This window comes from Thalassolituus maritimus (genome assembly GCF_900156675.1).
Taxonomy (GTDB): domain Bacteria; phylum Pseudomonadota; class Gammaproteobacteria; order Pseudomonadales; family Oceanobacteraceae; genus Thalassolituus; species Thalassolituus maritimus.
The window spans coordinates 405,376-420,572 of sequence record NZ_FTOH01000002.1; the positions used below are offsets into that span (position 1 = coordinate 405,376).

14 protein-coding genes are annotated in these 15,197 nt (G+C 54.6%); 9 read left to right on the top strand and 5 right to left on the bottom strand.

Going from position 1 to position 15,197, the window contains the following annotated elements:
- The first annotated feature begins 1 nt into the window (after window position 1).
- Both trkA and BW941_RS04560 read left to right on the top strand, forming a co-directional pair.
- A complete protein-coding gene (gene trkA / locus BW941_RS04555) occupies window positions 2–1,375 on the top strand; it encodes a Trk system potassium transporter TrkA (protein WP_076514464.1) in 1,374 nt (457 codons plus the stop codon).
- Window position 1,376: 1 nt separating this feature from the next.
- Window positions 1,377–2,825, top strand: a complete 1,449-nt coding sequence (locus tag BW941_RS04560) for a TrkH family potassium uptake protein (protein WP_076514465.1) — start codon at window positions 1,377–1,379, stop codon at window positions 2,823–2,825.
- Here BW941_RS04560 and BW941_RS04565 read toward each other — a convergent pair.
- Window positions 2,822–3,625 (bottom strand): hypothetical protein, encoded by an 804-nt coding sequence (locus BW941_RS04565; protein WP_139325740.1) that lies wholly within the window; start codon window positions 3,623–3,625, stop codon window positions 2,822–2,824. The genes BW941_RS04560 and BW941_RS04565 overlap by 4 nt on opposite strands.
- Window positions 3,626–3,864: 239 nt before the next feature.
- Here BW941_RS04565 and BW941_RS04570 point away from each other — a divergent pair, with 239 nt between their 5' ends.
- From BW941_RS04570 to BW941_RS04580, 3 genes are all read left to right on the top strand, one after another.
- Window positions 3,865–4,704, top strand: coding sequence for a DUF6160 family protein (locus tag BW941_RS04570; RefSeq protein WP_076514467.1), 840 nt, complete (start codon window positions 3,865–3,867; stop codon window positions 4,702–4,704).
- A 176-nt stretch (window positions 4,705–4,880) separates the two neighbouring features.
- Entirely contained in the window at window positions 4,881–6,368 is a 1,488-nt protein-coding gene (locus BW941_RS04575) for a SulP family inorganic anion transporter (protein ID WP_076514468.1), read from the top strand.
- Window positions 6,369–6,441: 73 nt separating this feature from the next.
- Window positions 6,442–7,296: a universal stress protein gene (locus BW941_RS04580; RefSeq protein ID WP_076514469.1), complete on the top strand. Its 855-nt coding sequence runs from the start codon at window positions 6,442–6,444 to the stop codon at window positions 7,294–7,296.
- An 87-nt stretch (window positions 7,297–7,383) separates the two neighbouring features.
- On the opposite strand, the gene BW941_RS04585 is transcribed toward BW941_RS04580, so the two are convergent.
- The 4 genes from BW941_RS04585 to BW941_RS04600 form a co-directional block, all read right to left on the bottom strand.
- Window positions 7,384–10,527, bottom strand: a complete 3,144-nt coding sequence (locus tag BW941_RS04585) for an efflux RND transporter permease subunit (RefSeq protein WP_076514470.1) — start codon at window positions 10,525–10,527, stop codon at window positions 7,384–7,386.
- Between the two features lie 9 nt (window positions 10,528–10,536).
- The gene (locus BW941_RS04590; protein ID WP_076514471.1) at window positions 10,537–11,493 is read right to left on the bottom strand and encodes an efflux RND transporter periplasmic adaptor subunit; all 957 of its coding nucleotides are present in this window, start codon (window positions 11,491–11,493) and stop codon (window positions 10,537–10,539) included.
- Window positions 11,490–12,767 carry a TolC family protein gene (locus BW941_RS04595; RefSeq protein ID WP_076514472.1) on the bottom strand — a complete coding sequence of 426 codons (1,278 nt, stop codon included), beginning with the start codon at window positions 12,765–12,767 and terminating at the stop codon, window positions 11,490–11,492. The genes BW941_RS04590 and BW941_RS04595 overlap by 4 nt, the downstream gene beginning before the upstream one ends.
- Window positions 12,768–12,842: 75 nt before the next feature.
- Window positions 12,843–13,223, bottom strand: coding sequence for a hypothetical protein (locus BW941_RS04600; RefSeq protein ID WP_139325741.1), 381 nt, complete (start codon window positions 13,221–13,223; stop codon window positions 12,843–12,845).
- Window positions 13,224–13,307: 84 nt separating this feature from the next.
- Here BW941_RS04600 and BW941_RS04605 point away from each other — a divergent pair, with 84 nt between their 5' ends.
- The 4 genes from BW941_RS04605 (at window position 13,308) to BW941_RS04620 (ending at window position 15,147) form a co-directional block, all read left to right on the top strand.
- Window positions 13,308–13,892, top strand: a complete 585-nt coding sequence (locus tag BW941_RS04605) for a sigma-70 family RNA polymerase sigma factor (RefSeq protein WP_076514474.1) — start codon at window positions 13,308–13,310, stop codon at window positions 13,890–13,892.
- 2 nt (window positions 13,893–13,894) lie between these two features.
- The gene (locus BW941_RS04610) at window positions 13,895–14,089 is read left to right on the top strand and encodes a zf-HC2 domain-containing protein (protein WP_076514475.1); all 195 of its coding nucleotides are present in this window, start codon (window positions 13,895–13,897) and stop codon (window positions 14,087–14,089) included.
- 103 nt (window positions 14,090–14,192) lie between these two features.
- Window positions 14,193–14,519 carry an HvfA family oxazolone/thioamide-modified RiPP metallophore gene (locus tag BW941_RS04615; RefSeq protein WP_245820040.1) on the top strand — a complete coding sequence of 109 codons (327 nt, stop codon included), beginning with the start codon at window positions 14,193–14,195 and terminating at the stop codon, window positions 14,517–14,519.
- Between the two features lie 28 nt (window positions 14,520–14,547).
- On the top strand, window positions 14,548–15,147 hold the full coding sequence (locus BW941_RS04620; RefSeq protein ID WP_076514477.1) for an HvfX family Cu-binding RiPP maturation protein: 600 nt from the start codon (window positions 14,548–14,550) through the stop codon (window positions 15,145–15,147).
- Window positions 15,148–15,197 lie beyond the last annotated feature (50 nt).

Here is a 15,197-nt window from a genome sequence, read left to right on the forward strand (position 1 = left end):
TATGAAGATAATTATCCTTGGCGCCGGACAGGTCGGGGGAACACTGGCAGAAAACCTCTCCAGTGAGAAAAACGATATCACCATTATCGACACAGACACTGATCGCCTGCGCGAACTGCAGGACCGTATCGATGTTAAAACCGTTTATGGTCATGGTTCGTTTCCGCACGTGCTGCGTGACGCTGGGGCCGATGATGCTGACATGCTGGTGGCCGTCACGAATTCTGACGAGACCAATATGGTCGCCTGTCAGGTAGCCTACACGCTGTTCAGAACCCCCACCAAGATTTCCCGTATTCGCTCCAACGCTTACCTTAAGCAGACCGACCTCTTCAATGTTGATGCCTTCCCGATTGATGTACTGATTTCGCCAGAGCAGGTGGTGACAAAGTACATACGCCGCCTGCTGGAGTTTCCGGGCGCACTGCAGGTACTCGACTTTGCCGACGGTAAAGTCCAGCTGGTCGCTGTTAAGGCCTACTACGGTGGGCCTCTCGTCGGTCAGGCGATCTCAACACTCAAAGATCACCTTCCTAATGTAGAAACCCGCGTAGCCGCGGTGTTCCGTCGCAATACCGCCATTGAGCCTAAGGGTGATACCGTCATCGAGGCCGACGATGAGGTGTTCTTTATCGCGGGTCGTGAGCACATTCACACCGTGATGAGTGAGTTGCGTCGTGCGGAAGACTCATACAAACGAGTCATCATTGCTGGTGGCGGTAACATTGGTTACCGGCTCGCTAAAGCGCTGGAGAAACGCTACCGGCTGAAAATTATCGAGCACAACCCCGAGCGTGCGCGCTACCTGAGTGAAAATCTCGACCGCACCGTTGTGCTGCATGGCAGTGGTACGGATAAAAGCCTGCTCGAAGAAGAGAATATTGAGAATACCGACGTCTTCTGTGCCCTGACCAACGATGACGAGGTGAACATCATGGCCTCGCTGTTGGCGAAGCGTCATGGCGCCCGCAAAGTGATGACCCTGATTAACAAAGCGGCCTACGTTGATCTGGTGCAGGGCGGCATGATCGACGTGGCGATCTCACCACAACAGGCAACCATCGGCAGCCTGCTGACGCATGTTCGTCGGGGCGATGTGGTTAATGTTCACAGCCTGCGCCGTGGCGCAGCTGAAGCCATTGAGGCTATCGCTCACGGTGACAGCATGTCATCCAAGGTGGTCGGGCGTCGTGTGGGTGAGATTAAATTGCCGCCGGGCACGACAATCGGTGCCATCGTTCGAGGCGATGACGTCATTATGGGACGCTCTGATGTTGTGGTTGAATCGGATGACCACGTGATTCTGTTTGTGATGGATAAACGCCACATCGCCGATGTGGAACGACTCTTCCAGGTGGGCTTGGGCTTCTTCTGATATGCACTTTACTGTGATTGCCCGGGTACTGGGCATCTTCCTGATGTTGTTCAGTCTGACCATGCTGCCGCCTATGGTTGTATCCATGTGGTACAGCGATGGCGCTACCGAAGCCTTTAGCGTCGCTATGTCTCTCGTTCTTGGTATCGGTTTCTTCAGCTGGTTGCCATTTCGCGGTGTTAAAAAAGAACTCAAAACCAGAGACGGATTTATCGTCGCAGCCCTTTTCTGGCTGACGCTGGGGCTGGCAGGTACTTTACCTTTTATGCTCGCCGAAAACCCCGGCCTGAGCTTTGCCGACGCCTTCTTCGAATCCCTCTCGGGCTGGACAACCACCGGTGCGACGGTGATGACCGGCCTCGAATATCTGCCGAAATCGATCCTCTGGTATCGCCAGCAACTGCAGTGGCTGGGCGGAATGGGGATTATCGTTCTGGCCGTGGCTATTCTGCCGATGCTTGGTATTGGTGGCATGCAGCTGTTCCGTGCTGAAATGCCGGGTCCTCTGAAAGACTCGAAACTTACCCCGCGTATCACTGAAACTGCAAAAGCGCTCTGGTACATCTACCTGTCGCTGACCATTGCCTGCGCACTGGCTTACTGGCTCGCGGGTATGAACACCTTTGATGCCATCGCGCACAGCTTCTCGACGGTCGGTATCGGGGGCTTCTCAACCTATGACGCGTCCATGGGACACTTTGACAGCGCGCTGATCGAAGCCATTGCCATGTTCTTTATGCTGGTGGCGGCACTTAATTTCTCGCTGCATTTCTATGCCTGGCGGTACAAAACCGTGCGCCATTACTTCGTTGATTCCGAAGTGAAGTTCTTTCTGTTCGTCATGTTTGGTGGTGCATTGCTGACCGTCATTGCACTCTGGATGACGGATACCTATGACTTTGGTGGCGCGGTTCGCTATGGCTTATTCGAGCTGGTGTCGGTTGCTACGACGGCTGGCTTCGGCACCGCTGACTTCTCGGTCTGGCCGGTATTCCTGCCGGTGCTGCTCTTTATGATGGCATTTATCGGTGGCTGTGCGGGTTCGACCGGCGGTGGCATGAAAGCCATTCGTATCCTGTTGGTATTCAAACAGGGCCTGCGCGAGATTCATCGACTGATTCACCCCAATGCCATCATTCCGGTTAAGCTCGGCAAGCAACCGGTAGCCGACCGGATTCTGGAATCGGTCTGGGGATTCTTCGCGCTCTATGTGGTCACCTTTATGGTGATGATGCTGGCTTTGATGGCGACCGGGCTGGACCAGGTCACCGCGTTCTCAGCCGTTGGCTCCTGCCTCAATAACCTCGGCCCAGGGCTTGGCGAGGTCTCTGCGCACTACGGTAATATCTCCGATACTGCTAAGTGGATTCTGGCCCTGACCATGCTGCTCGGGCGTCTGGAGATTTTCACTTTACTGGTACTGATTACCCCAAGTTTCTGGCGGAGTTAAGCACTCCGATTCAGACGAAACTTCACCAGGGCATACCCAAACAGATACAGGGTCGCGATCAGAAGTGCGGCGGCAGTACCCAGTTGCAGTCCAAGTAAGGGATAAATCTGCGTGACCGAGGCAACGTAAATCACCATAGACACCAGTCCCTCGGGGTACTGTTTGACCGTCGCGGCGACAACGGGCGCACCGTAGCTCAGTTGCAATACGATGAGTGTCGGGAAAAAACTGACGGGAAACGCAGCTAATAAGCCTGCCTCTGAGGGGGAAAGCCAGTGTGCCAGCGCTGTGATCCCCAGTACGCTGATGGTTGCCATGACCGCACGGAACAGAATCGCTGGTGCCGGACGTTGCCAGAGGTTGTCACTGTTCAGTGCGACTTTTGCGTCAGGTACAGACCGGAGAAGCCGGCTTGCTGCGGCGATCAGGGCCAGAATAATCAGCGCGTTCTGCCACCAGTTGGCGTTCCAGTACTGCAGCGGCGCAACCGTCGCCAGAAATGCGCTGAGGGCCAGAAGTGCAGGGATCAATACGTGTCTTGGCCGGTACCAGCGACGGCTTGCGTATAAGTAGCTGATGGCCAGTGCCAGGCTGCCTGTCAGTCCAATCAGAGTATGTGTCGCGCCTTCCGCTGCGAAATCAGAGCCCAGTTCAAACCCCATAAAGTACAGAGTGATAGCGCTACCCAGCGGAAATCCTGCCAGTATTCCCGCCCAGGCTGGGCCATAGCGGCGAGCGACGACGGCCAGCATAACGACGGTTAGAAACGTAACCAGTATCTTTGTGAGTAAGAGCAGCAAAAGGGGAACCTCAGACGTAATTCCGCGATGATAGCTGACGCTCAGAGTGGTGTCAGGTGAAGATCAATACAGTAAAACGGGCCATGTAGAGGTGTTTGTTATCTTATCGGGTCACTTTGGCGCACCCTGACTAAACTCGCTGGCGAGGCCGTTTAACGGGGCATATTCTGGTTCCTGCAACAGTAGCCAGAGGGATGAGGTACTGGCTTATTCTCGCGAACGACGCAGGGATAAGAACAATGATAATAAAACCAACCGTAAGTCTGGTGGCACTCCTGCTACCAATGTCAGCACTGGCTGAACTGCAATCTCTTGATGAATATGCCATGAGTACAGTATCCGGGCAGTCCGGGATCAGTATTGAAATGGAAGCTCAGATGGATATCGGTGAAATCATTTATACCGATGAGGGCTCTCTCGCAATTACTGAGGTCTTTCTTGGTGGTGCTGACCGTGATGATCTGTTTGTCGAAGGTTATACCGCAGCCAATGGCGGTACCCCTTTTATTCAGAATGTGTCCTCGCTTCTCGATGACCTGAAGTTGGATATCGATATCTCAGCAGAGGGCGAATTGTCGCTCAAATTTTTCCCGGTTGGTTTTGCCGCACCTGTGGATTTCAGCATCCGTACAGAAGCTTGGGAAATACGCGATGCCGATGGTGCTCCCAAATTTACTCTGATTGATAACTTTAAGATGGACGGCATCTTTACCCAGTTATGGGCCAAAATTGGGTACGACGATGAACTCGGAACAGATCGTCTGAATCTGGAAATGATGATCGGCATCGATGATCTCGACTTTGATATGCCGGCACTTGGTCTGGCGATACGTGACTTCCGCATGACCCGCTCTGACTACGACGATAACCCTAATCTATTGAGTGCCAACGCGCAGATTGAGGCAGATATTTACAGCGGCCAGAACTCCCAGGGCGGTGGTGCACTCGCAATCGATAATATCGGGATGAATGCGGATATCACTGTTGGGTCCATTCAGGTAGGTGGACGCTCAATCGGTTCAATGAAAGTCGATAACCTCAACATGGTTGGCGGCAGTCTGAAAATTTACGGCCACTGAAACCCTCCACTCAGTGGGTTTTGCCAGCTTACCAAGGGCGGTAAGCTGGCTTTTTTGTGTCTGGCCCTCTGTCTCTTCTTAGTTGCGAGTTGCCCCACTGATCAAGCTCTGTACAATGCCGGCTTTCCGCCTGAGTTCTTCGGGTGCGTGTCTTAATAGTAAGTGAGCAGTTACTTATGTTGAATACTCTGAAGCGCGAGTGGTTTTCAAACGTTCGCGGCGATCTCTTGTCGGGCACCGTCGTTGCTCTGGCTCTGATTCCTGAGGCCATCGCCTTTTCTATTATCGCCGGAGTTGACCCGAAGGTCGGCCTTTACGCGTCGTTCTGTATCGCGGTTATCATCGCCATCGTGGGTGGTCGTCCGGGCATGATCTCGGCAGCAACGGGTGCGATGGCGCTGCTGATGGTGACCTTGGTAAAAGAGCATGGCCTGCAGTATCTGCTCGCGGCTTCGTTACTGTGTGGTGTTATCCAGATTGTGGCGGGCTTTTTAAAGCTCGGGGATCTGATGCGTTTTGTGTCACGGTCGGTGGTCACAGGCTTCGTGAATGCTCTGGCGATTCTGATTTTTATGGCACAGTTGCCTGAACTCACGAACGTGACCTGGCATGTGTACGCTATGACCGCCGCAGGTCTGGGTATCATCTACCTGTTCCCTTATGTGCCGAAAGTAGGTAGTTGGCTGCCGTCGCCGCTGGTGTGCATCCTTACCATGACAGCCGTTGCGATCTACTTCGGAATCGATGTACGTACTGTGGCTGACATGGGTGAATTGCCAGACACTCTGCCTATTTTCCTCTGGCCAGATGTACCGCTGACGCTGGAAACTCTGTGGATTATTCTGCCGTACTCGGCTGCTCTGGCGGCCGTAGGTTTGCTGGAGTCGATGATGACAGCCACCATCGTTGACGAACTCACCGATACAGACAGTGATAAGAACCGCGAGTGTAAGGGCCAGGGTGTGGCGAACATCGGTTCTTCTCTGCTGGGTGGTATGGCGGGTTGCGCCATGATCGGTCAGTCGATCATTAACGTGAAATCCGGAGGACGTGGTCGACTATCCACCTTTGTCGCGGGTCTGTTCTTGCTGATTATGGTGGTCTTCCTCGATGAGTGGATTGGTCAGATCCCAATGGCAGCGCTCGTTGCGGTGATGATCATGGTGTCGATTGGTACCTTCTCATGGGATTCCGTGATCAACCTTAAGAAACACCCGTTATCCACCAATATTGTGATGCTGGCCACAGTCTCTGTGGTTGTAGCGACGCACAACCTGGCTTTGGGTGTACTCGTTGGCGTCCTGCTGGCATCCTTGTTCTTTGCCAACAAGATTGGCCGTTTCATGGTCGTGAAAAGCGAGCAGGATGCACCGGGCGAACGCACCTACAAGGTGATTGGCCAGGTGTTCTTTGCGTCGTCGGATGCGTTCAGTAAGTCATTCGATTTCCGCGAAGCGGCTTCTAAAGTCACTATTGATCTGACGCATGCCCATTTCTGGGATATTACGTCAGTATCTGCTCTGGATAAGGTGGTGATTAAGTTCCGCCGCGAGGGAGCAGAGGTCGAGCTGCTTGGAATGAATGAAGCCAGTGCCACGATTGTCGACCGTTTCGGTGTTCATGATAAGCCGGAAGAAGTCGAGAAAATGATGGCGGGTCACTAACAGGCCCCCTATTAACGATCGGTGAGGTTTGCGCGATGGTTTCACTGTCGAAAGAGAGTGAGAAGGAGTAACGATGAAACAGATTACGGCATGTATTGATGCCTCCCCGGGTGCCATGGCGGTCGTCGATGCCGCTTCCTGGGTCAGCCAGCGCCTGCAACAACCACTGACTCTGCTGCACACTCTTGAGAAGGTCGATAAGAATGCGGCTGACCTCAGTGGCAGCATTGGTTTTGGCAGCCGGGAGCATTTGCTGGAGCAGCTTACTGAGTTAGATGCTCAGCGTGCGAAGCTGGCGATTGAAAGTAGTCGTATCATGCTCGAGTCTGCGGAAAAGCGGGCGAAAGAGCACGGCGCTCAGGACTGTAGCGTTCAGCAGCGTCACGGTCGCCTGTCGGAGGAAGTGCTGTCCCTCGTTGACGATACACGTGTGCTGGTGATGGGGCGTCAGGGGGAAGACCATCCGGACCCTACGGTTGCCACGCTGGGCAGCCAGCTGGAGACGGTACTGCGCTCAGTCTCATGTCCTGTGTTGATTACAACTGGTGTCTCCTTTCGTACTCCGACCCGCTTTATGGTGGCTTATGACGGTAGTGAAGCAGTCGAACGTGCGTTAGATGCGTACGCTGACAGCCCACTTCTGAAAGAAGCAGAGTGTCATCTGGTGATGGTTAACCACACCGACGCTGAACACGTAGCTAAGTTTACGACCGCGCACGAGCGCCTTGAGAAAGCCGGTTTTAAAGTGGTGACGCGTCAGTGCGAGGGCGATGTTCTGTCGATTCTCAATGACTACCAGTTCCGGCACCAGATTGACCTGATCGTGATGGGCGCCTACGGCCACTCGCGTATCCGTCAGTTCTTCGTTGGTTCGCATACCCGCAATATGGTCAGCCACAGCAAAGTACCTATTCTGCTGCTGCGTTAACGTAGTAGTGACAGAAGTGCTACGCTGACAGAGAGAAAAGGGGCCATCGGCCCCTTTTTTATTTTGAGTCTTATCTGACAGCCTTCACTATCGACTGAGGCTCGCTTTGTTGTGACTTCGCCTGTGAAGCCAGAAGTAGAGCACAGGCACCACAAACAAGGTTAATGTGGTCGCCGAGATAATGCCGCCAATCACCACAGTGGCGAGTGGACGCTGAACTTCTGCACCAATGCCTGTATTCAATGCCATAGGAACGAAACCGAGCCCAGCGACCAGAGCCGTCATCAGCACAGGTCGCAATCGCCTTGTTGCCCCTTCAATGACAGCGTCGCGCAAAGCGACGCCCTGATCACGCAGCTGGCGGATAAAGGTCAGCATGACGAGTCCGTTCAATACCGAGATCCCGGACAGTGCGATAAAGCCCACGGCCGCTGAGATCGACATAGGTATATCTCTCAACCACAGCAGGAATATTCCGCCGGTCAGGGCCAGTGGTACACCACTGAAGATAATTAAGGCATCGCGCAGATTCCCGAACGCCGACACCAGCACGAAGAGAATAAGTGCCAGAGTCGCCGGTACCACCCAGCGCAGCGTTTTCTCGGCAGACTGAAGCTGCTCGAAGGTCCCGCCGTATTCCAACCAGTAGCCACTGGGCAAATCGATCTCGGACATGGCCCTTCGCTGGACCTCTCCGATAAAACTCCCCAGATCGCGACCCCGTACGTTGGCACTGATAACAATGCGACGTTTGCCGTTTTCACGGCTGACCTGGGCCGGCGCGGGCGCGAGAATAACGTCCGCGACTTCACTCACAGGCACAAACCCGCCACCTGCAAGCGGTACAGGAAGCGCTTTGATCAGCTCTGTATTCCGGCGCAGAGATTCGGGAAATCTGACGACTAACGGAATACGTTGGTCTCCACGATAGATCAGCCCCGCCTGTTGTCCGCCGACAGCCGTCGATAGCAGAGACTGAATATCATCGACCGTTAAACCATAGGCCGCCAATTTCTGGCGTTTGGGGTGAAGGGTTAACACGGGTAGACCTGTGACCTGCTCGACCCGGACATCGGCGCTGCCGTCCACTGAGTTCAGCAGGGCAGCAACCGCATTTGCTGCAGTAAGAAGCTGGTTCAGGTCATCACCGAACACTTTGACGCCAAGGTCGGCGCGTACTCCAGAGATCAGTTCATTGAAGCGCATCTGGATGGGCTGAGTGAATTCATAGTTATTACCCGGGAGTTCCCGCACGCTGGCTTCAATCTGCTCTACCAGATCCGCTTTATGCCGCTCCGGGTCCGGCCATTGTGCCTTGGGCTTGAGGATGATGAAGGTATCCGCGACATTGGGCGGCATAGGGTCGGTCGCGATCTCCGGTGTGCCAAGCCGGGAGAAAACAGTCTTAACTTCAGGGAAGGTAAGAAGGCGCTCCTCAAGTAATACCTGCATATCTAACGACTGTTGTAGAGAGGTGCCGGGAATACGCAAGGCATGGAGTGCAATATCCCCTTCATCCAGCTGAGGAATGAATTCTGAACCTAGGCGAGTGCTGAGAATCAAGGCGCCAACGATAAGCAGGGCGGCTGAGCCGATCATCATCACAGGAACACCCAGGGCAGTACGCAGAAGTCGCTCATAAAGTGACTGGTAGCCGTATCGCTTTGATTCGACAGACGACGCGCCAGATGGCTCGGTATGATGAACGCCTGTCCCGTTCCTCAGAAACACAGCGATAGCGGCAGGCACCAGCGTGATACTGATGATCATGGCGGAGAGCAGGGCGATCACCACGGTTGCGGCCATCGGGTGAAACATCTTTCCTTCGATGCCGGTGAGGCTGAAGATGGGGATATACACCAGAGTGATGATGGCGACGCCGAACAGGCTGGGTTTCATCACCTCTGCGGTTGCTGAGTAAACCAGTTCAAGACGCTCGCGCAAGGTCAGGGCTGACCCGCTGGCGCTCAGGCGCCTCACGCAGTTTTCGACGATGATGACAGCGCCATCAACGATTAAGCCGAAGTCCAGAGCGCCCAGACTCATCAGGTTGGCAGATACGCCGGTCTGAACCATGCCGGTTACTGTGGCCAGCATCGCCAGAGGGATGACCGCCGCAGTAATCAGTGCTGCACGCAGATTGCGCAACATGATGAACAAAACAAAAATAACCAACAAAGCGCCTTCAAGTAGGTTGGTCTGTACCGTCGCCAGCGTCTTGCCCACCAGGTCTGTGCGGTTGTAAACAACTTCGGTCGTCACGCCATCAGGGAGACTGGTTGCGATATCTTGCAGGCGGCGTTCAAGCGCTTCCGCAACCTCTTTCGGGTTTTCCCCCATCAGCATCATGGCACTGCCCAGTACAGTTTCTGAGCCACCACGTGTCGCCGCGCCTGTGCGTAACTCTTCGCCCTGAGTGACCTCAGCAAGGTCCCGGATGCGCACAATGGCCGTACCGTTGCGAGCCACCACGGTATCGCGGATATCTTCTATCGACTTCAGTTGACCGACGGCTCTTACCAGCTGTTGTTCCCCATGGACTTCGATATAGCCTGCGCCACGGTTGCTGTTGTTGCGCCTGATCGCGGATACCAGCTGAGGCACCGTGATCTGGTGTTGCAGTAACAAGGCTGGGTCAGGGCGGATATGAATCTGCTCTTCGAAGCCACCGCTGGTATTGATCTCGGCGACGCCCGCAACCTGAGCCAGTTGCGGGCGTATTATCCAGTCCTGAACTGTACGCAGGGCCATGGCATCGTAAGGGCTGCCGTCCGACTGGCGAGCATCGCTGTCGGCCGTGACGGTATAACTGAATATTTCACCCAGTCCGGTACTGATTGGCCCCATCACCGGCTTCAGACCTTCAGGTAGGGCGTCGCTGATTTGGCCCAGTCGCTGATCAATCAGATTTCGTGCGTGATAGATATCAGTGCCGTCTTTGAAGACGACCGTCACCTGTGACAGGCCGTAGCGCGATAAAGAGCGCGTATATTCGAGTTGTGGCAAGCCGTAGAGCGCAGTTTCTACCGGAAACGTCACCCGTTGCTCGGCTTCCAGAGGCGAGTATCCGGTAGCTTCCGTATTAATCTGAACCTGAACGTTGGTGATGTCCGGTACAGCATCAATGGGTAAATAGCGATAACTCCAGAGTCCGGCGGCAATCAGAACCAGGCTGGAGGCCAGCATCATGAAGCGTCGCTCCACTGCCAGCCGTATTATGGCATTCAGCATGTGACCTCCTTAGTGCTGATGGGCAGCACCGGATTTTCCGATGTCTGCTTTTATCAGGTAGCTGTTGTCGGTCACGTATTCTTCGCCCGGATTCAGCCCGGCCGTTATTTCGGTGAACTTCTCGTCACTGGCGCCGGTGGTAACCGGGCGTGCTTCGTATTCTCCATCGTGATGTACAAACACTACGGTGTTGCCTTCGTGATTTTGCAGAGCACGATTCTCGACTCTTACCTGTGCGACGGTTTCTGCGGTGGTGATGTGAGCAAGTGTCACCTCGCCCGGCGTCAGGTCGCCATGTGGGTTGGGCACCTTAGCCCGCGCTCGCCAGAAGGGTCGGCCATGAGCGGGAGGGGCAATCGATTCGATCTGTGTCGAGATTTCGTGGGCAGGCAGCGTCACTGGCTGTCCAGCTGTAACCTGAGTCCTTTGAGATGGGTGTACTGGGATTTCCAGCCAGAGCCCGGACAGGTCAACGATCACAAATAAGGGTTCGCTGCTCGCCAGGTTGCCTGACGCCGCATGGCTGTCGCTGATAACGCCTGAAATCGGTGATCTGACCTCATAGCGACTCAGGCTTTCATTGCTTTCGATGGTGGCCAGTGTTTGCCCTTTCTTAACGCTATCGCCGGGGGCGACCCGGACATCGGTAATCAGGCCGGGAAAGCGCCCGCTGAGCTGGATCTCCTGTTGAGGCGGTACTACCAGAGTCGCGAAGATGGGGAGTGTTGCGTTTACCGTGCCAGACGATGCAATCGCGGTTCTGATACCGTTTGCGGTGGCCATCGCAGCAGAGATCTTCGTCGTATTTTCGTGCTCGTGCTCATGACCATGCTCTCCTTCATGACCGTGCTCTTTTCCATGACTATGGCCGTGGCCTTCTTCGTGCTCATGATCGCCGGATGCGTGTACTGTTAAAGACAGGCTAAGCAGCAGGCAGATAGCCAGAGTGTGTGGTCGATACATCATTGTGGGGTGTCCTGTGTTGTCTGGTTACTTACTGCCCGGGCGGTTAATTCTTCTATCAGGGTGCGGCTGATCAGAGCGGCGCTGGCACTGCTGATCAGCTGGCGCTCAGCCTCAATCAATTCTTCGCGAGCGATATGCCAGTCCTGATAGCGGTAACGACCCTGGGCGTATCCCTGCTCGACCTCATCCATGGCTCGTTTAAGTAATGGGATGATCTTTTGTTGGTAGGTATTCACGCTGGCAGAGTGTTGCTGCAAGGCGCTCCAGGCGGTGTGAAGTCTTTGGGTTACGTCTCGTTTATGGGCCTGGTATTCATATTCACTCGCGACGGCACGCTGGCGGGCTGCGCTGGCTGCGGATGATCCACGACGACCGCTGAAAAGAGGGATGCTGGCGGCCGCGCTCAGAGCCTCTTCGCGACTCTCTGCAAAGTGAGTAACGCCCACCCGCCACTCTACGCTGCCGGCGTTCCGGGCCTGTATCAGTGTCGAATCGGCTTCTGCCAGCCGTGCCTCGCTGGCATACACCTCAAGAACCAGCGCATCATCAACAGCGCTCAGCCGCTGAGGAAACTGACCGGGCGGGGTACTCAGATCGAACAGGTTGCCTGTCAGGCTGAGTTCTCCGCGTGGCTCCCCGGATGTCATCCAATAGCTTGTGAGCCGGTAAATATCGTTATCCAGCTGCAGTCGGGCCTGCTCTACGGCAGAGGCTGAGCGCTCAAGTGCCGCTTCAGCGCGAAGCTGATCGTTCTTCGGAGCAGCGCCGCGTTGGTGGCGTTTTTCAACAACCGCCAACGTCTGTTTATTCAGGCGCAGGCTCTCCTCTGCAATCCTGAGCCTTTCCTGCGAGGCAAGCGTCGCTATGTAGGCACGGGTCACCTCGCTCAGTAACGATAAGGTCCGGGACTTACTCTGAGCGTCTGTGAGTTCGTAGGCCGATAATGCCTGCTGGTGACGGGCTCTGCGCTGCCCGCCCAGTTCGATGACCGACGACAGGGCGAGGGTGTACTCAGCCTGTGCTGCCTGTTGGTAACTACCATTTCCGATAAGGTTGTCGGCCTCGCCATTGAGAATAATCGGTGGAGCTAACGACAGCGTATCGACATCGGCCCTGCTGGCACGCTGAAGGGCCGAATATGCTTTGAATTGTGGGTGCGCCGCTTGTGTGCGCTGAATGGTTTCATCGAGGGTCAGAGCATGAGATGGCACTGACCACAAGGTACTGAGGCTCACAATCAGGCCCACAGCACCGCGTGTCATTGGTGATTTCATAAAATTTCCTGAATAGCTTATCTGTCGGGTAGTCATAAGGCAGCCCGGCAACGAGTGGCGTCATCGTTCAGCTATTCAGGCAATCGGAGGGCGGTAGATCCCAGTGACGGGAGAGTGCGGTGGCCGGACAAAAGGGCCGGTCTGTTTAATAATCACACTACTTAGTTGTGGTACCGACCAGCGCTGAGGCAGTGTGGTAGGAGTTGTGTGCTGGTGGCTGTGACAACCTGCGTGGCCGGTTTCCGGGCAAGCGTCTTCTGCTGTGTGATCCTGATGATCATGATCGCTATGGTGGGCGGCATCATGATGGGCAATGTCTGAGGCGTTGGGATCGGCAGCAAAGACATCCGTCACTTCATTGAAAGGCGCGAGGTTCTGCAACATCAGCACAAGCAGCATCATCACCAGCGCGGGTGATGTTCGGGATAGTTGATGTTTGCGGTCGGTCGCTAGCATAGGTTGTCAGGGCGAATCTCTTTCGCGAACTTTTATTGCGATCTTTTAGTATAGTCATATACGACTACTTCTAGGATCTCAGCAATGGCAGCAGAAAACCAGTTGCACGTGACCTTTCGTGACGAAGATATAGAAAGTCTGCGCAAGCAGATGCTCAGTTTTGCGCGACTGCAGCTCGATGATGAGCATCTGGCCGAGGATGCGGTACAGGAAGCTCTGGCCGGTGCGTTGAAAAATGCCTCTTCTTTTTCCAGACAATCGACTCTGAAAACCTGGGTTTTCTCTATTCTGCGAAGAAAAATTGCGGATGTGCTGCGAGGGCAATACCGGGAGCCGGTGCGCGAAGCCTGTAAGGAATGCAGCACGGACGACGACGAACTCTTTGATGGACGTGGGCATTGGCAGGCGGGAGCGACCCCCAGACGCTGGGGTGACACGCATGAACTGGCCGATAGCACTCAGTTCTGGCAGGTGTTTGATACCTGCCTTGAGGCACTGCCCGCAGAGCAGGCAAGGGTGTTTATGATGCGTGAATTTATTGAACTGGATTCCGCAGAAATCTGCGCCTCGCTTGAACTGTCGACGAGTAACCTTCACGTTCTTCTACACCGTGCACGTCTGAAGTTGCGGGCATGTTTATCTGATCATTGGTTCGAGAGGGAGGCCTGACTATGCTGAGCTGTGAGCAAGCTACCCGTTTATTATCCGAAGGGCAGGACCGCACGTTAACCTTCCCCGAAAAAATGAACCTGAAAGTGCACACCGCGATGTGCTCAGGCTGCCGCGAATTTGGTCGCCAGCTGGGCTCGCTTAGAACCTTGATTCAGGAAGAAAAAGACGCCGGGCCTGCACCCGGTAAAAAATAATTTCGGTTCCTGTAAGAAAAGTGCCAGCAGGTGCGACTTACTCTATGTGCGGCAGATCCGCTGCAAATTTATTAATCAGAGAGAACTCACAATGAAAAAGACCATGACAACTTTATCTGCTGCAATGCTTCTTGGTGCCGCTTCGGCCACAGTCAGTGCTGCTGAAAATCCATTTGCATCACAGTCGCTGGAATCTGGTTATCAGGTTGCGGGCCATCACGCAGAAAAATCTACTGAAGGTAAGTGTGGCGAAGGCAAATGCGGTGCTAAGTCTGAATCTGAAGGCAAGTGCGGTGAAGGCAAGTGCGGTGAAGGCAAATGCGGTGCTAAGTCTGAAGCCGAAGGTAAGTGCGGCGAAGGCAAGTGTGGCGGTGCTAAGTCTGAATCTGAAGGCAAATGCGGCGAAGGCAAATGCGGCGGCTCTAAATAAGAGTCCTCTGGCAGAAAAAGGCTGACCTATGCTCAGAACAATGACTCAACACTATAACGCTGTACTTCAGCGGATCCTGCATCTCGATGGTCTTGCACCTCTGTTGCTTCGGCTTTATCTGGCGCCAGTGATGATGCAGGCTGGTTGGACGAAATTTCAGTCGTTCGACAGTACAGTGGCATGGTTTGGTAACGCTGACTGGGGCCTTGGGTTGCCATTCCCTGAGCTGATGGTTGTGCTGGCAGCAGGCACCGAGCTGGTGGGCGGCGCACTGCTGATCCCCGGTATTGCAGTGCGGCTGGTCAGTATCCCGCTGATGGCGACCATGGTCGTCGCGGCCCTGACGGTGCATCTGGAATATGGCTGGCTTGCCATTGCAGACAGTAGTTCGTGGCTGGCCAATGAGCGTGTTCTGGAATCGGCGGAACGTCTTGAACGAGCCAAAGGAATCCTGCAGGAGCATGGAAATTACAGCTGGCTCACCGGGCGCGGTTCCCTCGTTGTACTTAACAACGGTATCGAATTCGCTGCGACCTATTTTGTGATGTTGCTGACCTTGCTGTTTACCGGCGGTGGCCGCTATACCAGCGTTGACTACTATGTTTCCCGCTCCCTGGATCGCAACTGAATTAACGCACGCCTGGAACAAACAGGGCCGCTGTTTTATAGCGGCCCTGT